General features: G+C 46.3%; 15 protein-coding genes. 9 read left to right on the top strand and 6 right to left on the bottom strand.

What is annotated here, in order from left to right; all coding sequences use genetic code 11:
* The coding region (locus QT990_RS24675) for a hypothetical protein (RefSeq protein ID WP_333465869.1) at nucleotides 1-329 on the top strand (329 nt) is incomplete at its 5' end.
* On the opposite strand, the gene QT990_RS24680 is transcribed toward QT990_RS24675, so the two are convergent.
* A complete protein-coding gene (locus tag QT990_RS24680; RefSeq protein WP_333308666.1) occupies nucleotides 318-902 on the bottom strand; it encodes a hypothetical protein in 585 nt (194 codons plus the stop codon). The two genes, QT990_RS24675 and QT990_RS24680, sit on opposite strands and share 12 nt — an antisense overlap.
* Before the next feature lie 535 nt (nucleotides 903-1,437).
* Here QT990_RS24680 and QT990_RS24685 point away from each other — a divergent pair.
* The 4 genes from QT990_RS24685 to QT990_RS24700 all read left to right on the top strand — a co-directional run bounded on the left by QT990_RS24685 (nucleotide 1,438) and on the right by QT990_RS24700 (nucleotide 6,307).
* Nucleotides 1,438-3,411, top strand: coding sequence for a SpoIIE family protein phosphatase (locus QT990_RS24685; protein WP_333411284.1), 1,974 nt, complete (start codon nucleotides 1,438-1,440; stop codon nucleotides 3,409-3,411).
* Nucleotides 3,412-3,488: 77 nt separating this feature from the next.
* On the top strand, nucleotides 3,489-4,067 hold the full coding sequence (locus QT990_RS24690) for a DUF6272 family protein (RefSeq protein WP_333143001.1): 579 nt from the start codon (nucleotides 3,489-3,491) through the stop codon (nucleotides 4,065-4,067).
* Between the two features lie 349 nt (nucleotides 4,068-4,416).
* Entirely contained in the window at nucleotides 4,417-4,761 is a 345-nt protein-coding gene (locus QT990_RS24695; RefSeq protein WP_333308680.1) for a slr1659 superfamily regulator, read from the top strand.
* 70 nt (nucleotides 4,762-4,831) lie between these two features.
* Nucleotides 4,832-6,307, top strand: a complete 1,476-nt coding sequence (locus QT990_RS24700; RefSeq protein ID WP_333308662.1) for an adenylate/guanylate cyclase domain-containing protein — start codon at nucleotides 4,832-4,834, stop codon at nucleotides 6,305-6,307.
* 364 nt (nucleotides 6,308-6,671) lie between these two features.
* Here the strand turns inward: QT990_RS24700 and QT990_RS24705 are convergent, their stop codons facing one another.
* Nucleotides 6,672-6,842: a hypothetical protein gene (locus QT990_RS24705; protein ID WP_333291488.1), complete on the bottom strand. Its 171-nt coding sequence runs from the start codon at nucleotides 6,840-6,842 to the stop codon at nucleotides 6,672-6,674.
* A 61-nt stretch (nucleotides 6,843-6,903) separates the two neighbouring features.
* Between QT990_RS24705 and QT990_RS24710 the strand changes: the two genes are divergently transcribed.
* From QT990_RS24710 to QT990_RS24725, 4 genes are all read left to right on the top strand, one after another.
* A complete protein-coding gene (locus tag QT990_RS24710; protein ID WP_333308660.1) occupies nucleotides 6,904-8,115 on the top strand; it encodes an RNA-guided endonuclease TnpB family protein in 1,212 nt (403 codons plus the stop codon).
* Nucleotides 8,116-8,353: 238 nt separating this feature from the next.
* Nucleotides 8,354-13,192: a PAS domain S-box protein gene (locus tag QT990_RS24715; protein WP_333465870.1), complete on the top strand. Its 4,839-nt coding sequence runs from the start codon at nucleotides 8,354-8,356 to the stop codon at nucleotides 13,190-13,192.
* A gap of 433 nt (nucleotides 13,193-13,625) precedes the next feature.
* The gene (locus QT990_RS24720; protein ID WP_333465871.1) at nucleotides 13,626-15,275 is read left to right on the top strand and encodes an ABC transporter substrate-binding protein; all 1,650 of its coding nucleotides are present in this window, start codon (nucleotides 13,626-13,628) and stop codon (nucleotides 15,273-15,275) included.
* A 161-nt stretch (nucleotides 15,276-15,436) separates the two neighbouring features.
* A complete protein-coding gene (locus QT990_RS24725) occupies nucleotides 15,437-16,096 on the top strand; it encodes a pentapeptide repeat-containing protein (RefSeq protein WP_333142996.1) in 660 nt (219 codons plus the stop codon).
* 413 nt (nucleotides 16,097-16,509) lie between these two features.
* Here the strand turns inward: QT990_RS24725 and QT990_RS24730 are convergent, their stop codons facing one another.
* The 4 genes from QT990_RS24730 to acnB all read right to left on the bottom strand — a co-directional run bounded on the left by QT990_RS24730 (nucleotide 16,510) and on the right by acnB (nucleotide 20,535).
* Nucleotides 16,510-16,890: a cupin domain-containing protein gene (locus QT990_RS24730; RefSeq protein WP_445251431.1), complete on the bottom strand. Its 381-nt coding sequence runs from the start codon at nucleotides 16,888-16,890 to the stop codon at nucleotides 16,510-16,512.
* Between the two features lie 93 nt (nucleotides 16,891-16,983).
* Entirely contained in the window at nucleotides 16,984-17,439 is a 456-nt protein-coding gene (locus QT990_RS24735; protein WP_333411279.1) for a nucleic acid-binding protein, read from the bottom strand.
* Nucleotides 17,436-17,849, bottom strand: a complete 414-nt coding sequence (locus tag QT990_RS24740; RefSeq protein WP_333142994.1) for a hypothetical protein — start codon at nucleotides 17,847-17,849, stop codon at nucleotides 17,436-17,438. Before QT990_RS24740 ends, QT990_RS24735 begins: the two co-directional genes overlap by 4 nt.
* A gap of 70 nt (nucleotides 17,850-17,919) precedes the next feature.
* Complete coding sequence (acnB, locus tag QT990_RS24745; RefSeq protein ID WP_333465872.1) at nucleotides 17,920-20,535, bottom strand: bifunctional aconitate hydratase 2/2-methylisocitrate dehydratase; 2,616 nt, start codon at nucleotides 20,533-20,535, stop codon at nucleotides 17,920-17,922.
* Nucleotides 20,536-20,935: the final 400 nt, after the last annotated feature.

The raw sequence follows: 20,935 nt of genomic DNA on the forward strand, positions 1-20,935 counted from the left end.
TGGAACAGGCATCTTGCCTGTGCCCAGAAGCCCACAAGAAACCACCCACAAAAAAACTCACTCTTTGTGGAACAGGCATCTTGCCTGTGCCCAGAAGCCCACAAGAAACCACCCACAAAAAAACTCACTCTTTGTGGAACAGGCCGGAAAGCCTGTTCCCAGAAGCCCACCAGAAACCACCCACAAAAAAACTCACTCTTTGTGGAACAGGCATCTTGCCTGTTTGTGAGCCCCACCCACAAAAAAATTCACTCTTTGTGGAACAGGCATCTTGCCTGTTCCAAAAGGAAACTTATATTTCATTTCACAGGGTACATTTACCTAGCTAACTTTTTTTCCAAACGCAAGATATTTCCCCTAGCATTAGTACGGTACACCCAAGTTTGCCTACCATCAGAAACCACAACCCGCCAACCTTCAACAATCATTTGACCGCAAATTTCATCCGCTTTCGAGAGTCCTAAACAAGTATTCGGCCAACTTTGTTCGCTCGATTCAGTTACTTTCAACTTGTCAGCAGCAATGCCAGTGGAGTCCGACAACTCTCGGCGAACTGCTGCTGCTACGGTTGCGGGCAATTTGTTCGGGGGATTTGGGGGAGTCGTCTCCGCCAAATTTCCCGGTTCGGAAATTAGAGTATTGAGTGCCAATACCGAATAGCTGATTTTTTGGGGCACCGCTGCTGAGGAAAATTGCTGCGCGGTTTGCGGCGGTTGCCTTTCCAACTGAGCAAGGGAATCTTTGAGAGCGCCCGCGTTAGCTGCTGCGGTGTGTCTTAGCGCCGGATACATTTCCCATACCAGAATTCCTGTCAGCACCAAAGCCAAGATTACAGGATTGGGCTGCTTTTGGTCTCGGTTTTTATTTATTTGAAATTTATTTGTGGAGATTCTTTTCATCATACGCCCTCTGCCTCACTTTACACAATGCGCGATCGCTCCTGAACACTCAACTGCAGATACTGATTTAGACACTATTGCTGGTGCTATTGGTTCCTTTGTGCAGAACCGACTTGACTGCTGGTGCGTGCGGCGCAAGTATTTCCTACTCGCTGCCGGCTGTTGTGTTTCAGGAAACTTGCACTACCCAGTTATTACTTAATTTTTACTTTTTGTCTCCGGGTATTAAGAAAAATTTATGCTTAAGTAAATATTCTTAAAAGCCTCTCATCTTGCGCCCGCATCTCAGTACAAATTACTATTCTGCGTCCCAAAACTGCTAAACGTGTTTTAGACTGGGGGAAGCGAGCTGAGCCAAGGATATCACAGGGATGCCTCAAATTGGGTTGCAACAGGACGAAAACGCATTAGAAATTAAATCAGCTATCGCTGATTAATTATATTAGCGTTGTGGTTTTCTAGAGCGATCGTCCCCGAAACTACTAAAAAAGTAGCGATCGCTACTTTTTTAGTAGAATATTGTTGAAATCTATCGATTATGAACAGAAAATCTCTGGGAATCCATTTAATGAATCGGCTGAGCTATCCTCAAAAATTTACCTTAATCGGTCTTCTATTTGCAATACCGTTAACCTTGGTCATGTACCTGCTGATTTCCGAAATTAACAGCAGGGTTGATTTTTCCCAAAAAGAAATCTACGGTAATCAATACCTGCGCCCACTGCGCCAGTTGAGGGAATACATACCTCAACTGCAACTCTTAAATTATCAGCCTTTAAATACAAATTTAAGCCTGCCAGATACGAGAGCCGATTTAGAAGCTAAGATGGACGCGAACTTTCAATCCCTAGCTAATACAGATCGCCAGCTTGGAAACATATTAATGTCCAGTGAAAAATTTAATAATCTTTATCAAGATTGGCAAAACTTCAAACTTCGTCGCAGCCAGTGGAGTTTAGAAACTTGCGATTTGGTATATCAACGTTTAGTGGCCGACATTGATAGAATGAGCACTCACGTCGGCGATACTTCTAATCTAATTTTAGACCCCGATCTTGATACCTATTATTTGATGGATGCTACCTTACTGAAGATTCCAGAAATCCAAAAATTCTTGTCAGAGATTAGGCTTATTTCTCAAAAAAACAGCTTGCGTTCCTATGCCACACCTGAAGAAAGATCGAAACTGATTACTTGGGCAGGCAAATTGAGAGAACTTAATCAGGATTTAGCAATCAATATGGAGGTAGGATCTAGCAATAATCCTCACGGGAATCTGCGACAGAAATTAAGCGAGGATGTGACCAAATTCAACTCCGTAGTAGAGCAGCTAACTGGGCAAATAGATAAACTGATTTATCCCACAGCCTTAGTGGAATATTATGCCTATCTCGATGGCAGCGATAGAGTTATGAATTCGAGTTTTGAACTGTGGGACGAAACTATCAAGGAATTAGACTTTCTCCTGCAAAAACGCATTGAGAGTTTTGTTGCCAAGAAACGCATAATTTCTATTGTTGTGTTAATAACCTTAGCCTTAGTTATTTATTTATTTGTAAGTTTTTACAGAAGCGTTATGCAAACTGTATTTGTCCTTGACGAAGCTGCAAAAAAGATGGCAAACGGCAATCTTAACCACAAAATTATTTTGGATAACAGAGATGAACTCGGGCAAGTTGTGGGTGCGTTCAACAAAATTGCCGATGCCTTAGTTGGTGCAAATCAAAAAATTACTGTTCTCAACGATCGCCTAAAAGCTGAAAATATGCGAATGAGCGCCGAACTAGACGTTACTCGCAAGATTCAGCAGATGCTGCTGCCCAAAGACCGAGAGCTCAACGAAGTTATCGGCTTAGATATTGCGGGATTTATGGAAGCTGCTGAGGAAGTAGGCGGCGACTATTACGACGTACTCCAGCACAAAGGTAGAGTAAAAATCGGCATTGGGGATGTGACGGGACACGGATTGGAGAGCGGGGTTTTAATGATTATGGTTCAAACGGCAGTGCGAACCTTGCTCGCCTACAATGAACCAGACCCAGTAAGATTTTTAAGTGCTATTAACAGTGTAATTTACGATAATGTGCAGCGCATGAAATCCGATAAAAACGCCAGCCTTGCTTTGCTAGACTATGAGGAGGGGATGCTGAAATTGAGTGGCCAGCATGAAGAAATGATTGTTGTGCGGTGTAACGGTTCTGTCGAGCGGTTTGATACGATCGATTTGGGTTTCCCGATCGGGCTGGATGTAGATATTGCTGAATTTGTTGCTGAGAAAATTGTGCATTTGCGTTCAGGAGATGTGGTTGTGCTGTACACTGACGGGATTACGGAAGCTAAAAATATGGATAAAGTGCTTTATGGTTTAGATAGGTTAATTGAGGTAATAGAGATTAATTGGCAGCGTTCGGCTGCGGAAATCAGGCACGCTGTAATTAAGGACGTGCGATCGCACATCGGCGAACAAAAAGTTTTTGATGACATCACATTGCTGGTACTCAAACAAAAATAACTACTTGCATATCCCTTCTAAAGTTTAAAATATATTCAGTGATGCCCCTCATCTCAAACTTTAGCTCTCACCTCGGTATGACTCAGATTTTCGGCGATTTCATCGAGCAGCCCGCTAGCCAAGAATACTTAATAATTGGATTTTCTCCGAGTTCGGTTCCTCTGAAGCAGCGGTGGCGGAACAACGGTTTGTCGGCGGATTTTCTGGCTGACTATCTGACGACTTTTTTTCCGGGCAACCAAGATGAACCCTCGACAATTGAAAGACAAGCTGAAATAAAAAGCGCTGTTAGCTACATTGCCAACGAGTTATTGGAAAATGCCATGAAGTTTAATGATGAAACCTCAGAGTACCCGATCGATATTAAACTGCAATTAGAGAGCGACGGAGTGATTGTCTCAGTGGCTAACAGCATCTCTCCGCAAGCTGTGGACAAGTTTCAGGCTTATATTCAGGAGTTGCTGGCCTCGGAGCCAAGCGAACTTTACCTTCAGCGGTTGGAAAAAAATGCTGCTGACGACAACTGTACCAATTCTGGATTGGGTTTGTTGACCATGCTCACCGATTATACCGCCAAACTTGGCTGGAAATTCCAGACCGTGCACCAAGACCCGGAATTAATTGCGGTGACAACGATGGTGCAATTAACAGTTTGACATACCTCCTCGTCCTCAAGGAGCGAGGATTCCTTAACGCTTCACAGCAACGCGCTACCAAAGTAGTCTTACCGTCGCTCCACGTCCGTTTAGAGTCTCCCAATGCCCGCTAGGCGACTATGTTTCGTTGTACTCAAGCAAAAAGCTTGGTGTCTTCAGGGTTGCAGTTAAGCATTGCCCCTCCGAACTGTCTAGGTGCGCTCTCATCGTAGCTATTTCAACGCGTCTTGAGCCTGTAGACTTCTCTATTCTAGCTCAAAGCCCTCGTAGAACGACGGGGTTTTAGACCCATTTCTTTGATAAGCAACGCTAGCGATCGATAATATTTAAGGGACTTTTTTTTGTGGCTATGGAAATTAATACAGAAGATTACCAGATCTGTTACGATCCAGCAACGGCAACCGTGAGTTTGATTGGATCTCTAAGACTGAGCGGGCCTGCAGAGTACGCGCCGATAGCGCAGTTGCTGGCCCAGGTTGCCGACTTGGAACCGACGAAAATTATCCTCAATTTGCAGCAGTTAGAATTTTTGAACAGTTCTGGCATCAATATGCTATCGAAGTTTATTATCGAGATCCGCAAAACAGCCAGGGTGCAAATGGCGGTACAAGGCTCTCACAGCATAGCTTGGCACAGTAGATCTTTGAGGAATTTCCAGCGCCTGATGCCTGGTTTAGAGTTGGAATTTCTATAGAAACACGCTTACTTTTTGGGTGCGAGCTATTGAGCAATTTTTTGTTAGTCGAGGCGCAAATTCTAGAGTTATGCTGGAAGAACAACCATCTAGAGAACAGCTACTTTTAGAGATAGAAAGACTGCGCCAGCAAGTGGAAGACTTGAAGGAGGAAAAAGCGGATCTAGAAATCTTGCTGGAAACTACTGCTGAACATTCCGATACGGTTGAAACTGAGTTGCGCTCTCGCGCATTCGAGGCGGTGCGCGAAGGCGAAATCAAGCTGGCTCAATTTCTCGAAGCGATTCCGGTAGGCGTGGTAGTGCTCGATTCTCAAGGCAAACCTTACTACGTAAATCACGCGGGACACCAGTTGCTCGGTCAAGGAGTTTTGCCCTTAAATTCAGTTGAGGATTTGTCAGAAAGTTATCAAATTTATATGGCGGGAACTGAGACTATTTACCCTTTCGAGAATTTGCCTATCGTCCGAGCTTTGAGGGGCGAAAACGCGACGGCTGAGGATCTGGAAATTCATCGAGCCGACAAGAAAGTTCCCCTAGAGATTTGGGGAACGCCAATTTTCGACGAGGGTGGCAAAGTTGCTTTTGCGATCGCAGTTTTTCAAGATGTCACGGAACGCAAAGAAGCTGAAGCAGATCGCCAGTTATTTATTAAGAAACTATTTGACCTCAACCAAAATTTAGAAAAATCCCTGGATGCCGAATCAGACTTAACTGATGCCTACGGTAGATTTGTGCCGCACCAATTTCTAAATTTGTTGGGATATGAAAGTATTATAGATGTCCATTTAGGCGACCAAGTGCAGCAGGAAATGTCGGTGCTATTTTCGGATATTCGCGATTTCACGACGCTTTCCGAAACTATGACTCCCCAAGAAAATTTTAAATTTATCAATGCTTACCTTTCGCGGATGGAGCCTGCCATTACTAGCAATAACGGGTTTATTGACAAATACATCGGCGATGCAATTATGGCTTTGTTTAGTGACTTTGCAGATGATGCAGTGAAAGCGGGTATTGCAATGCTAAATACCCTCAAAAATTACAACGAATACCGTCTAGAGGTCGGCTACGTCCCGATCCGAATTGGCATTGGCATCAATTCGGGTTCTTTGATGCTGGGGACAGTCGGGGGGAAAAGCCGAATGGACAGCACTGTGATTAGCGATGCTGTTAATTTAGCATCTCGCATTGAAGGATTGACCAAAGATTACGGCGTACCTCTGTTAATTTCTCAGCAGACTTTAGAACGGTTGCGAAATCCGAACGATTATGCTATTAGGATTGTGGATAAAGTACAGGTTAAAGGAAAATCTCAATATGTCGTAGTCTATGAGGTATTTGATGCAGATATGCCGGAAATTATGTCGGCAAAGCTAGCAAATTTGCCTGTATATAATGAAGCTATGTTACTGTGCGATCGCAAGGAATTCCGAGAAGCGGGAAAATTATTTGAAGAGTGTTTGCGAACAAATCCCAGCGATCAGGTAGCTCGCATTTACCTGAAACGCTGTCGGGATTGGCGATCGCTCCTCAAAGGAATTTAAAGCAACTTAGTCTATTTTAGATTTAAGATTGACTTCATATAGACATCCTCGCATCATTTGTGAATTTCTTACTTTCTCAGAGCGGGTTCGGGGAAGGTTGGGGTGGGGTAAAAAATTTACGACTCCTGTAAGGATGGCTATATATCTTGAGAGAGATGACTGACCCCTAGCATCTGTCAAAGGTGTAAAATATAAATAGCTTTATACCTGTTACTTCTGAGGCTTCTCAAAATAGAACGGCTTAGGGCTCCAAAACCAGCGATCGGTAATTTGGTGCGAGAACGGCCGCAAGGGCTGAAGCTGTATCAGAAAAAGTTGGCGGATGAATTAGGGTTTAAAGCTGTAACGTGATTCTTGGACAAAGTTACCCATTGATGGAATTGTTGGGTAACTCTCTAGCAAGTCTCTCGATAACGTCACTAAGACTGCTTGCGGTAAGCTGAACTCGTTTTTCCTCTAGCCACTTAGTAGCAGTCTCGGTTAGGCTGAGGTTGACCTTACGCTTAGGCTCGCTGTAAATCTTTTTTCTAGGCATTTTCTTGTTCCGTATTAATTCCGCATACAATAAGAGTAAGGCAGAAATGAGGTAAAAGCAAATGTTACTTAGTTTCAAGACGGAATTAAAACCTAATAACAAACAGGTGACTAGATTTCGGCAGCATTGCGGAGTAGCAAGACACGCTTACAACTGGGCAAATTCAATCATCCTTGAAACATTGACACTCAGGAAGACGGATAAAACTATTAAGATCCCTTCTGCAATTGATCTACACAAGCGTTTAGTGGCAGAAGTCAAACATGAGCATCCCTGGTATTACGAATCTTCCAAAGCAAGCCCACAACAGGCTCTAACTGAATTGATAACAGCTTGGGATAGATGCTTCAAAAAGGTATCTAAACAACCTAGATTCAAAAAGAAAGGTGTATCGGGGGACTCCTTCTACCTAGAACAAGGAACCAAAGCAAAGCCAGGAATTAATAACGACGGCAAGCGTGTCAAGTTACCTAAGATTGGCTGGGTTAGGCTGCACGAACCATTACCAATTACGGCAGTTCACAACTGCGTAATCAGTCGAAAAGCTGACAGATGGTTCATTGCTTTTAAATACGAAATTGAGCAGCCCGCAACTCTACGTGACCGTCCTACTGTCGGAGTTGATATCGGCATCAAGCAGCTAGCTGTTTGTTCTAACGGCGAAGTCTTTGCCAACCCTAAAGCCTATCGTCGGATGAACCGTAAAATGAAACGTCTGCAACGGCGTGTCTGTGCGCGAGTCAAAGGGTCTAACAACCGCAAAAAGGCAATCGCTAAACAAGCCTTGCTGCACCTAAAAGTGTCAAACATCCGAAAAGATGCTATTCATAAGCTAACAACTTACCTCGCCAAAAACCACAGTGAGGTGAAGATTGAAGATTTGAATGTTAAGGCCTTTTTGAAGAACCACAAGTTAGCTGGTGCAATCGCCGACTGCGCCATGTACGAATTCAAGCGTCAACTTGAATATAAAACCGAAAAGTTTAACTCAAAATTGACGCTCATAGATCGATTCTTTCCTAGCAGTCAAATCTGTTCAAATTGCTGTAATCATCGGCATAAAATGCCATTAAGAGTCCGAGCCTTTGAATGTCCCAGTTGTGGAAATATTCAAGACCGTGACTTGAATGCGTCGAAAAATATAGAACGTTGGTTTGAAGGAATATTTATTCCAGAACGTTCAGAATTGGCGGTGAGTTCCACTCCCGTCAGCCTGCGGAGTAGACAAACCCGACAGCAGTCATGTTGTCGCTACTGTGAAACAGGAAGTTAACACCACAAGCACTCATGTCTAGCTATGTCAAGATTTGGGTAGCTATGGGTAAGTTTTTTAGAACGGATGACCTTTGCCACGATTAATCGTTGGGAAAATGGACAGGCTACGCCTTCTGGGTTGGCAGTCAAGCAAATTTAGATATTGCTGGATGAGTTGATAATTTGCCAGATGCAACGCTTCGCGAATGCAGTAAGGCGCTGCGAGCAAGATATTTTTCGGATAAGGAGTACAAACGGTGAGTTTAGAGGGAATCAACAGCATTTTCAGAGATATTCGACTACTTCCCTATGGTGTGGCGATCCTCTCCGTGGCTGTGGCACTGGCGCTAACCCGATCGCTTTTACCGTGGCTCTACCCAACCACGACGCCCCTGTTTTTCATCGCGGTGATGGTGAGTTCCTGGTATGGCAGTTTCGGGGCGGGGTTTCTGGCAACAATTTTATCTACGCTGGCAATCAACTATTTTTTTATTGAGCCGTTCTATTCCTTACAGATAGTTAATGTAGAGACAATTGTTCGGCTGGGTATGTTTTCGATCGCCGCAGGATTGAGCGCTTCACTCAATCTATCGTGGCGCACTGCTATAAGAAACGCAAAAGCAGCCTTGCAAACTTTACAGGAGGCAAGGTTCCTAGAACAAAAAGCCCAGGTTCGGGGCCAAGTAGCACAAACTGCGGCGACTGCGGCAAAAGAACAGCTAGAAACGGTACTTTCTACCATCAACGATGGGTTTTACATCCTCGATCGCGATTGGCGCTACACCTATGCCAACGATCGCTACTGTGAAATGGTTGGAATGTCGCGGTCAGCGATTCTGGGTCAGAACGTTTGGGAGCTATTTCCGGCTGCCGTTAACACCGATGCTTATGTGCAGTTTCATCGGGCAATGCGCGAACAAACACCGCTCCAGTTTGATTATCTCTACTCACCTTGCAAGCGTTGGCATGACCATCGAATTTACCCTTCGCCCAGTGGACTGACCGTTTTGCTTGCTGACATTACCGATCGCAAACAGACGGAACTCCTCCTAATCGAGCAGAAACGACTGCTGGAGTCGATCGCATTCGGGCAGCCACTAGACGACTGTCTGGCAGCCGTGTGTGACTCAGTATCCAGGCTGAATCCGGGTACCCGCGCCTGCTTCCTGCTAGCCGATGCTCAGCGGCTGATGTTTAAGAGATCCATTACTCCAGACTTTTCACCGTCTTTTGGTGAAGGACTCAAGGATGCTCCGATTAACGATTTGTGCATTGGAACCTGCGGCGAAGCAGTGTATAGCGGTCAGTCCGTGACCTGCGCCGACATTGCCAACGACGATCGCTGGTCGCAAGCATGGCGAAATTTATGCGTGGATCATGGCATTCTAGCCTGTCATTCTCAGCCCGTGCTCAGGCAGGACAATGTACCTATGGGATCGCTGATGCTGTGCTTTAGCGAGGCGCGGATGCCGACTGATTGGGAATACAAACTCGCGGAGTTTGGCATCCAAGTTGCCAGCATCGCCTTCGAGCGCGATCGATCGTTCCAAGCGTTGCGCGAGAGCGAAGAACAGCTCCGACTGGCTTGCGAAGGCGGCAATTTGGGTTTGTGGTATTGGGATATGGAAACTGACACGCTGAGTTTGACGGACATAGCCAAAGCGATGTTTGGTTTACCCGTCAATACCGCAATGTCCATGCAGGTGTTTTTAGAAGCGGTGCATCACGACGATCGCCCATTCGTTCACAGCGTCCTCACTGAGCTAAAAGCGAATCAACCGCATACTGAAATTGAGTATCGGACGCTGTGGGCAGATGGCACCGTTCGTTGGATTTTGGCAAAGGGCGATTGCGCCTACAACGCTGATGGCGTCAGAATTTCGATGCGCGGCGTATTAATCGACATCAGCGATCGCAAACAAGTCGAAGAAGCGTTGCGTCAAAGCGAAGAGCAGAGTCGCAACATTCTAGAAAGTATTGATGATGGATTCTTTTCCCTTGATGAGAATTGGCGTTTCACTTACGTGAATCGGTCAGCGGAAATTCTGCTAGACCGCACTCCGGGCGCTCTGATTGGGAAGAATTTGTGGGAAGAATTCCCAGGACTCAATGGCACCGAGTTTGAGCGGGTTCATCGGCGCGTGGCAAACGAGCGCGTGGCTTTTTCAGTCACGGCGTTTTATCCCGATCACGATCGTTGGTATGACGTTCGCACCTACCCTGCCGCGAACGGGATTACGATTTATTTCCGAAATGTCACCGCTCAAAAACAGGCCGAGGAGGTATTGCAACAACGAGAAGCAGAACTTAGTTTAGTCACCAATGCCGTGCCTGCCTTGATTTCCTTTGTAGACTCAGACCAGCGCTATCGCTTCAACAATCGAGCATATGAAGAATGGTTTGGACATCCGGCAACGGACATCTATGGCAAGCACCTTCAAGAGGTTTTAGGCGAAACTGCCTATGAAGAGATTCGTCCTTATGTTGAGCAAGTCTTGGCAGGAGAGGAAGTGACCTTTGAAACCCAAATTCCCTACAAAGACGGTCGAACCCGTTATATCAATGCGACCTATGTTCCCCGCTTCAATAGCCAGGGAAAAGTTGAAGGGTTCGTAGCACTGGTCAACGATATCACCGATCGCAAACAAGCCGAAGCCACACTACGGGAGAGTGAGGCACGGTTCCGGCTGATGGCAGATGCCGCCCCTGTGCTGATTTGGATGTCGGGCACCGATAAACTCTGTTATTACTTCAACCTCCCGTGGCTAAACTTTACGGGACGGACGATCGAGCAAGAAAGGGGCAATGGTTGGGCAGAAGGAGTCCACCCCGACGACTTCGATCGCTGTTTAGACACGTATGTGACTGCCTTTGATGCCCGTCAACCGTTCAAGATGGACTATCGCTTGAAACGCTGTGATGGCATATACCGTTGGATTATGGATGAAGCTGTTCCTCGCTACGGATTGGAAGGTGAGTTCTTGGGCTACATCGGCTCCTGTGTTGATATTGAAGACCACAAACAAGCTGAGGAAGCCCTACGCGAGAGTGAATCCCGCCTCCGTCTGATCATTGAAAGCGCCAAAGATTATGCCATCTTCACCCTCGACCTTAACGGCATCATTGCCAGTTGGAACTCAGGGGCAGAAAGGTTGTTGGGCTATACCGAGACAGAAGCAATTGGTTGCTCGAGTCGGATGATCTTCACACCCGAAGATAACGAACAAGGACAAGCCGAGTACCAGAGGCAAACGGCTCTACTGCAAGGACGGGCCGAAGACGAACGCTGGCACGTCCGCAAAGATGGGAATCGCTTTTGGGCCAGTGGATTGATGATGCCCCTGCTTAATGAAGCGGATTGTCTGCAGGGATTTGTCAAAATCATGCAGGACAAGACTGCACAACGGCAAGCAAGTGAGCGACTGCAATTGCTGTATGAAACTACCCGCGATCTGATGCAGACAGAACAGCCTCTGGCTTTGATGGACACGCTATTCCGCAAACTTGCAGTGCAACTCGATCTGCACTCTTACTACAACTTCATGGTGGAAGAAAAAGACAACCGCCGGATGCTGCATTTGACAAACTATGATGGCATCTCTGAAGAAAGGGCGCAGGCGATCGCATGGATCGATTTAGGGGAATATCTCTGTGGACTGGTTGCCCAAACGCAGCAGCAACTTGTCTTGAATCAAGCCGAACTCTCCACTCATCCGAATGGTAAAGCCGCCTATGAACTGGGCATCACGGCTTACGTGGGTCAACCGTTAATCGCTCAAGGACGGTTATTAGGAACGCTCTCCTTTGCCAGTCTGACTCGGACGGACTTCACGCCTGCTGAAATCGAGCTGCTGGGATCGACCTGTGACCAGATCGCGATCGCTCTGGAACGGGCAAATCTGAACGATTCACTGCAGCAGCAAGCGGAACAGCTAAAACAGGCAAATCGGATCAAGGATGAGTTTTTAGCGGTACTATCCCATGAGTTGCGATCGCCCCTCAATCCCATCCTGGGGTGGTCAAAGCTGCTGCAAACTGGCAAGCTAGATGCGGCCAAAACTGCACAGGCGTTAGCGACGATCGAACGCAATGCCAAGCTGCAAAGTGAATTGATTGAAGATTTGCTTGATGTCTCGAAAATTCTCCAAGGCAAGCTCAGTCTTAATATTCGTCCAGTCGATTTAGCTTTAACTGTGGAATCGGCGATCGAAACTGTCAATTTGGCGGCTGTTGCTAAATCCATTGATATTCGGACTGTGTTAGATCCTCAGATCGGACAAATTTTGGGGGATTCGGGCCGTTTGCAGCAGATTGTCTGGAATCTTGTTTCCAATGCGGTCAAATTTACTTCAGCCGGGGGGCGCGTTGAGGTGAATTTGACTCGTGTTGGCAATCAGGCTCAAATTACGGTGGCGGATACAGGGATTGGCATCGCACCGGAGTTTTTACCCTACGTGTTTGACTACTTCCGCCAAAAAGATGGCGCTACAACCCGCAAGTTTGGTGGCTTGGGATTGGGGCTGGCGATCGTGCGGCATCTAGTCGAACTGCACGGGGGCACCGTTGGGGCCCAGAGCCAGGGTGAAGGGTTAGGAGCTACCTTTACTGTAAGACTGCCTCTATCAGGGAAGGTAAGACAAGAAAACTCTCTTGCAGGACTTTCGGAACGATCGACTGCGGAGGAACCGTTATCCGGGATGCGGGTACTTGTGGTAGATGATGAGCCGGATATGCGAGAGTTGATTTCCTTTTTGCTAGAAGATGCAGGTGCAGAGGTACTGACTGTTGCTGTCCCTCAAGAAGCCCTCACGGCGTTGACTAATTTCCAGCCAGATGTCCTGGTGAGCGACATTGGAATGCCGGGGATGGATGGCTATATGCTGTTGCGGCAAGTGCGAGCCCTGCAGCCAGAACAAGGCGGGCTGATTCCCGCGATCGCCCTTACTGCGTATGCGGGCGAGGTTAATCAACAGCAAGCTTTGCAAGCTGGATTTCACCGACATCTGGCAAAGCCGATCGAACCGGATAAATTAATTAAGACGATCGTCGCACTTCTTAGCAAGAATACTCATGAGCCAGCAAGCTCTAAAAATTGATCAGAAGGAGTTCAAACCGATCGAACATCACCAAGCTTTTAAGTTGCTCAGGTTAGGCAGGGATATTTGTATTATCTTCTGTCCGGTCGATTCCCTCCGCTTCGCTTCGACCGAAATCAGGTAGGGGCGGGTTCAACAACAATATCTGCGAATAATTGACAATCTCAAAAACCCGCCCGGCCGGGATATTATGGTCAATCGCTCGGACGTGATAAGCTGTGTTGCATCTAGATTGCCTATGGTATTAGAGAGGGAGAAGGGGAGAGGGGGAGAGGGGGAGAGGATTTGGCGATTTTTGATCGGGACTCGAAATATACAATTTAAATGCACAACAGCTTATTACATGAGAATCTATCAATAAATCCGGTTTCTAGTCTAACAGTGCGTAAGTCCTGATAATATAATCAGTAATTTGGAGTGTCAAAAAAAGACGATGAGAATCAACAAGCAGCAGCCTAAAATACATATAAAACCTTCAGTGATTAAAGCGATAGCTCTGTTCTTTCTTTGCTGCTTGTTAACTGCAAGTTGTGGACAAAGAACACGTCCATCGGTCACTGCGAGCGGCGAAAATGCTAATAACCGCGTTACTATTGGCACAACTTTGAAATTGCGGACGATCGACCCTGCGGACGGTTACGAAACCTTATCTGGACAATTGCTACGCAATTTGGGCGACACTCTCTACGCTTACAAGTCTGGAACTACTGAGTTAATCCCCCACTTAGCGACAGCAATGCCAAAAGTTAGCCAAGACGGATTGACATATACAATCCCCTTGCGTCAAGGCGTTATTTTTCACGACGACACACCGTTTAACGCCGCAGCAATGGAATTTTCCTTGCAACGGTTTATCCAAAATGGCGGCAGTCCGGCTTTGTTGTTGAGCGATGCAGTAGAATCGGTGAAAGCGACGGGCGAATACGAATTAACTTTTCAACTCAAAAAGCCTTTTGCTGCTTTTCCTTCCCTGTTGACATTTTCGGGTATGTGTGCAGTTTCTCCGAAAGCTTACGAGATTGGGCCGGGTAAATTTAAACCCGATACCTTTGTGGGAACTGGACGTTACAAGCTGGCGAAGTACGGCAGCGATTCTCTCAAGTTTGACGTGTTTGACAAGTATTGGGGGGAAAAGCCGGTTAATCAAGGAATTGACATTTTGTTGCTTTCTAGTTCGTCAAATTTGTTCAATACTTTTCAGACTGGTGCAGTTGATGTGGCTTATTTGTCTCTGGATGCAGACCAAGTTCGCAGCTTGGACGAGGGAGCAAAAAAAGGGAAATGGCAGAAAATCGCGGGGGAAAGCAGTACGGTTAATTACATGACGCTGAATATGCAGTCTAAACCGCTGGACAAGTTAGAAGTGAGACAGGCCATCGCAGCAGTGATGGATCGCCCCTTGATTAATGAGCGCGTCCTGCAGGGACAAGCACAACCGCTTTACAGTCTGATTCCCACAACCTTGGACGTTCAAAAACCGGTTTTCAAAGAACTGTACGGCGACGCCAACACGGCCAAAGCCAAGGAACTTTTAACGAAAGCGGGATACTCGGCCACAAATCCTTTTGTTCTGCCAATTTGGTATGCTTCGGCTTCAAGAAAAAGAGCTTTAGTCGCGAGTACGATCGAGGCGCAAACTAAACTCAAAATGGACGGGATAATGCAGGTAGAAATTAACAGCGTTGAATCTCCGACTTTGTTTCAAAACATAGAGAAGGGCATTTATCCAGCGGTTTTAGTGGATTGGTCTGCCGACTTTTTTGACGCTGACAATTACATTCAGCCGTTTTTAGATTGTGCCACAGGTTCGGAGGCTGGGGGCTGCTCCAAGGGTGCAAGTCAAAGTCAGGGTTCGTTTTATTATAGCGATCGGGTAAATCAACTGATCGACAAGCAGCGCAAAGAAACAAACCCTGAAACCCGCAAAGGCATATTTGCCGAAATTCAAGACATACTGGGTAAAGATGTACCTTTCATCCCTCTTTGGCAGGATAAGGACTATACGTTTGCTCAGAACAGCATTACCGGCGTCCGTCTCGAACCGACGCAATCTTTTCCTTTTTGGTTCCTGAAAAAGCAATAATTCGTTACAATAATTTGGGGGAGTTGAAACGTCAATAATTATTGCATATTTTGTACACAACAGGGTGATGATTGTCACAGTTTATCAAAGAGACTGATCACCCAACCCTCTTTAATAATGTGGGATATTATTAAGAGAGAGATTTTGCTGAGGGTGGGTATATGAAACTTGGAATTTTAACAACAACAGGGCTGCTGATTGCGATCGGTTGTGCCTCGGGAGTAAAGGCAGAAAACGTATCACACGTCAAACAATTATTAGAAACTAAAAAATGTACCCAATGTGACTTGACAGGAGCGGAGCTTGCTGGTATTGATTTGACGGGCGCAGATTTGAGCGGTGCGAATCTGAGCGGTGCAAATTTGAACGGTGCAAATTTGAACGAAGCCAAACTGAATGAAGCAAATCTGAAACAAGCTAAATTGCAAGGTGCGAGTTTAATTGCGGCTAAAATGCACGGGGCTAATTTGGAGGGTGCTGATTTGAGCCGCGCTAATCTGAGTTTGGCTGGTTTAGTGATTGCGAGTTTGAAAAATAGCAACCTCACCAGCGCTAATTTAATCGGCGCTAATTTAGAAAGCGCCAATTTGGCAGGTGCAAACTTGAGAAATGCTCGCCAGTCTTTAGCGAATTTATCTAATGTCAGCCTCAGAGGTGGCAGTTTGTCGGGAATAGACGTACAGGGAGTCAACTTGCGGGATGCAAATTTGACCAATGCAAATTTGAACGGTGCAAATTTGAACGGTTCGGACTTGACAGGTGCTAATTTAAAGAATGCCAATATGGCAAATGTAGATTTGAAAAACGCTTCTTTGCCGTAGGACGATCGCCAATTGCTATATCAAATTCTGGTGCTTAACAAAGTTAATATAATAAGGTAGGGGCAATTCTGAAATTGCCCCTACAGTTTTAATGGTAGGATTTATATCATGTCCGGTCGATTACCCTTCATCAGGTAGGGGCGGGTTCACTAACAATATCTGCCAATAATTGACAATCTCAAAAACCCGCCCGGCCGGGATATTATGGTCAATCGAGCGGACATGATATTATCTGGTTTCCTGTCGCTGCGTAGGTCAATCGATTTTAGATTTTAGATTTTAGATTTTAGATTAAAGCATTGACTTGCGCGAGATGAATCCGGGGGCTTGTATCCTGGATGCTTTCGGTCATTGTTCGGTGTGCGAAGCTTTTCCCCGGTGTCTGCGATTGCTTCATATTTGGGGTTCTAGGATCAATCTTGCTCGTGAGCATCTTGGGCGAAGCGGATAATGTCATCATCGCCGAGGTATTCACCATTTTGGATTTCAATCATCACCAAGGGAATAACGCCTGGATTTTCTACGCGGTGAGCAGTATTCATGGGAACGTAGGTTGACTGTTTCTGCATGAGAATCGTCTCTTTGTCGTCGCAGATAACTTTAGCGGTACCGGAGACGACAACCCAGTGCTCGCTGCGGTGATAGTGCATTTGGGTGCTGATGTGATGCCCCGGCTTGACTTCAATGCGATTGATCTTATAACGATCGCCCGCGTCTATGACTGTAACTTGACCCCAGTAGCGGGTTTGTGTGCGATCGTCAATTTTTTCGATTGTGTCCACTGTTTCCACCATCCTGTTTATCTCGCTAACGGTGTCTGTAAAAATATCTGTATTTGAAAGTATAGCAGGGATTGGCTAAGTGCGTAAGTGCGATCGATTTAAAGATTACTGAATTAGTCGCCACTCGCGAGCATCAACAAATTGCGACAAATGCCCCACATTTGTTGTAGCAATTACCACATCATTGCCTTCACTTGCCTCCAATATTGCTTGAGCCGCCAAAATCACATCCCCGTCAAGTGCATTAGGTTCGGCTGTTGGTCTTCCTCTCCTTCTCGCGTCAGCCCACAACTGAGCGGCTAAAAGCATTACCTCTGTAGTCAAAGGACGGTATGTAAGTTGTAATTTCAATTCATCAAGCCGTTGAATACCTGCTAATTTACCTGCGCGGATCAACTCCCGTCGCACTTCGTAGTCAGCAATTTCAGGCAGAATTATTATTTCGCCCCTCCGCATTAAAGAGTTTAGCCAAACTTTGCACTCTTGAATTTCAGCAGAGGATGCTTTAGGGTTTGTTACCATTCCTAATGGGCCAGAGTCGAGAATTATTACTCTACTCATGGGAATAATGGCCGATTAGAAAGGCGGTCTTCATCTAAAGCTTTACGGAGATATTCAGCGGTTTCTGTTTGTTCTTGTTCATCTCCCTCCTCAATCCATGAATTGATTAATTCAATTGCACCTTTATTTCTTTGTATCCGTTCCTCCAGCGACAGTTTAGTAATGTCTATTTTCTCAGATGTCTGGGGAGGCTCGGACAATACGGGCTTTACTGTCACCGTTTCCAGAAATAAGCGCATCATCTGAAGTAAGTTTGGCCAATATTCTCTGGGAGTTTGCTGAATTACGCGGAGGAATTCCGCGATCGGCTGGCTTAATGGGCGATCGCTTTCTTTGTCTTCAACCGTAGGAGTTTCGGGCGCTGATTCTACTGTCCCTTGGCTTTCGCTGCTTAAAACTTGTTCGGACATAATTACTTTTTTCCTTTCTCTCATTTACTCATATTATAAACAAAGGGCGGGCAATTGCCCGCCCCACTTTTTACTTGCTCAACACACCATCGGGAATCCCCAAAATATCCTCAATTCGAGGCATATCTTCCAAAGCAATCACTCGTCCTTCATCCTCAAAACCAGCAATTTGATCGAAATTCAAATACCGATACAAATCACCAGCAAAAGGATCGATTCTCTTCGACACAATGTCGTTGTATTCTTGGACTGTAGGAATGCGACCTAACAGCGAACAAACGGCAGCCAATTCCGCCGAACCGAGATAAACTTGAGCATCTTTGCCCATGCGGTTGTTAAAGTTGCGAGTAGAAGTTGAAAACACCGTTGTCGCATCTTTAACCCGCGCTTGATTGCCCATACAAAGACTGCAACCAGGCATTTCTGTACGAGCTCCAGCAGCTCCAAAAATGCTGTAATAACCTTCTTCTTTGAGTTGCTGTTCGTCCATGCGAGTTGGCGGACAAATCCACAGGCGAGTTTTCACTTCCCCTGCACCTTCCAACACCTTCGCTGTGGCGCGGTAGTGACCGATATTTGTCATGCAGGAACCGACAAATACTTCGTCAACCCGATCGCCCGCAACCTCACTCAACAACTTAACATTATCCGGGTCATTGGGAGCAGCCACAATTGGCTCTGTAATCTCGTTCAGATCGATTTCGATGATTTCAACGTATTCCGCATCAGCATCCGCCTCCATCAGCACCGGATTTGCCAGCCATTCCTCCATCTTAGCCACCCGGCGCATCATCGTCCGCGCATCTTGATAGCCCCGCGCCACCATGTTTTTCAGCAGCGCGACATTGGAACGAATGTACTCAGAAACAGTCTCCACGCTCAATTTAATCGTGCATCCAGCGCAAGAACGCTCGGCCGTCGCATCGGTCAATTCAAAAGCCTGCTCGACCTTCAAATCGGGCAAACCTTCAATCTCCATAATCCGTCCAGAAAAGATGTTTTTCTTGTTCTGTTTCTCGACGGTTAGCAAACCTTTTTGAATGGCCACATAGGGAATTGCATTCACAACATCCCGCAGCGTTACTCCGGGCTGCAATTCACCTTTAAACCGTACTAAAACCGATTCTGGCATATCCAAAGGCATGACGCCCAAGGCTGCAGCAAATGCGACCAATCCCGAACCCGCAGGAAAGGAAATTCCCAAAGGAAAACGAGTGTGAGAATCGCCGCCCGTTCCCACTGTATCTGGCAATAACATCCGGTTCAGCCAAGAGTGAATAATGCCGTCTCCGGGGCGCAAAGCTATGCCGGCGCGCTCTGCCATGAAATCGGGCAATTCGTGGTGAGTTTTGACATCAACTGGTTTTGGATAAGCGGCGGTGTGGCAGAAACTTTGAATCACCAAATCGGCGCTAAATCCCAAACAAGCAAGTTCTTTCAATTCGTCGCGAGTCATTGGCCCGGTGGTATCTTGCGATCCGACTGTTGTCATGACTGGTTCGCAAGATGTACCGGGACGAACGCCGGACAAACCGCAAGCTTTGCCTACCATTTTTTGTGCTAAAGTGAAGCCTTTGCCCGTATCTACTGGGATTGTAGGGCGGGTAAAAATAGTGCTTGGTTTTAGTCCTAAAGCTGCGCGGGTTTTGTCGGTTAAAGTTCGTCCAATTAATAGCGGAATTCGGCCACCGGCGCGAACTTCGTCTAGAATTGTGTCGGGTTTGAGGGTGAAGGTGGAGATGATTTCTCCGGCTTCGTTGGTGATTTCGCCTTTGTAGGGATGGATGGTAATTACCATTCCTGTTTCCATTTGGGAGACATCACATTCGATCGGCAAAGCGCCGGAATCTTCAGCGGTATTGAAGAATATCGGGGCGATCGCACTTCCTAAAATATAACCGCCACTGCGCTTGTTCGGCACAAACGGAATATCATTGCCAATATGCCAGAGCACGGAATTAATCGCCGATTTCCGCGACGAACCGGTACCGACAACATCACCAACATAAGCTACGGGATAACCTTTTTGCTTCAAGTCTGCAATGGTTTGCAAAGCCCCAGGCATCTTACTTTCGAGCATCGCCAAAGCGTGTAGGGGAATGTCCGGCCGCGTGGTAGCATGAGGTGCTGGCGACAAGTCGTCAGTATTGGTTTCTCCAGGAACTTTGAAGACTGTAACGGTAATCGCTTCTGGCAGTTGGGGGCGGCTGGTAAACCACTCGGCATCCGCCCAAGAATCGACTACCTGCTTGGCGTAGGGATTGGTATCGGATAAAGTCAGAATATCGTGGAAAGCGTCGAATACTAACAACGTTTTGCTCAGTGCCCGGGCTGCGGTGGCGGGAATGGCAATTTCCGCAGTAGGATTGAGCAAATCGATTAAAGATTGGACGTTGTAACCGCCCATCATTGTCCCCAGCAGGTAAACTGCCCATTTGGGAGCAATTAGGGGGCTGTGGATTTCGCCTTTAGCAATGCCAGTTAGAAAACCAGCTTTGACGTAGGCGGCGCTGTCTACGCCTGGGGGGACGCGATCGCGCAATAATTCTATTAAGGTTTCTTCTTCTTGTGCCGGCGGATTTTTCAGCAGTTCACACAGTTCCGACGTTTGCTGGGCATCTAGCGGCAGGGGTGGAATTCCCTCATGGGCCCGTTCGGCAGCGGTACGGCGGTAAGATTCAAGCATTTCTCCTCTCTCCTCGGATAGTATTCGGTGGTTGGCAAGTAGGTGACTTTACTTTTTAGATTAGGAGCTTCCGCTGCACATTGGGTAAAGTACCTCGCCATACATCAAAACTTAACGCAACTTTAAAAACAGTAGATTGTCATACCAAAGACAGATGTGGTCTTTGACGGGAAAGCAGCATATCAAACTTCAGCCGAGCAGTTTAGGGGCGTTCCGTTGCATAGTTCTGGTTAAGATTAATGTGTTGTCGGCTACTGTAGATCCTCCTCTGCATCTGAAATCGTCATTTACCAATAGTCTGGACTGTTTTTAGTTCGTAGTTTGAAACCCTTGATTTTCCGTTGGTAGCTCGATTGGCGAATCGACTTGAAACTTTATATTCTACGAATGCTAATTAAAA

Source organism: Microcoleus sp. T3_B1 (assembly GCF_036700445.1).
Lineage (GTDB): Bacteria > Cyanobacteriota > Cyanobacteriia > Cyanobacteriales > Microcoleaceae > Microcoleus.

What these genes read in the sequence shown, in the direction of transcription:
- QT990_RS24720 (WP_333465871.1), top strand. Translation starts at nt 13,626, where the DNA reads ATGAGAATCAACAAGCAGCAGCCTAAAATACATATAAAACCTTCAGTG.
- QT990_RS24700 (WP_333308662.1), top strand. Translation starts at nt 4,832, where the DNA reads ATGCTGGAAGAACAACCATCTAGAGAACAGCTACTTTTAGAGATAGAA.
- QT990_RS24690 (WP_333143001.1), top strand. Translation starts at nt 3,489, where the DNA reads ATGACTCAGATTTTCGGCGATTTCATCGAGCAGCCCGCTAGCCAAGAA.
- QT990_RS24705 (WP_333291488.1), bottom strand. Translation starts at nt 6,842, where the DNA reads ATGCCTAGAAAAAAGATTTACAGCGAGCCTAAGCGTAAGGTCAACCTC.
- QT990_RS24725 (WP_333142996.1), top strand. Translation starts at nt 15,437, where the DNA reads ATGAAACTTGGAATTTTAACAACAACAGGGCTGCTGATTGCGATCGGT.
- QT990_RS24735 (WP_333411279.1), bottom strand. Translation starts at nt 17,439, where the DNA reads ATGAGTAGAGTAATAATTCTCGACTCTGGCCCATTAGGAATGGTAACA.
- QT990_RS24680 (WP_333308666.1), bottom strand. Translation starts at nt 902, where the DNA reads ATGATGAAAAGAATCTCCACAAATAAATTTCAAATAAATAAAAACCGA.
- QT990_RS24685 (WP_333411284.1), top strand. Translation starts at nt 1,438, where the DNA reads ATGAACAGAAAATCTCTGGGAATCCATTTAATGAATCGGCTGAGCTAT.
- QT990_RS24740 (WP_333142994.1), bottom strand. Translation starts at nt 17,849, where the DNA reads ATGTCCGAACAAGTTTTAAGCAGCGAAAGCCAAGGGACAGTAGAATCA.
- QT990_RS24710 (WP_333308660.1), top strand. Translation starts at nt 6,904, where the DNA reads ATGTTACTTAGTTTCAAGACGGAATTAAAACCTAATAACAAACAGGTG.
- acnB (WP_333465872.1), bottom strand. Translation starts at nt 20,535, where the DNA reads ATGCTTGAATCTTACCGCCGTACCGCTGCCGAACGGGCCCATGAGGGA.
- QT990_RS24730 (WP_445251431.1), bottom strand. Translation starts at nt 16,890, where the DNA reads ATGGTGGAAACAGTGGACACAATCGAAAAAATTGACGATCGCACACAA.
- QT990_RS24695 (WP_333308680.1), top strand. Translation starts at nt 4,417, where the DNA reads ATGGAAATTAATACAGAAGATTACCAGATCTGTTACGATCCAGCAACG.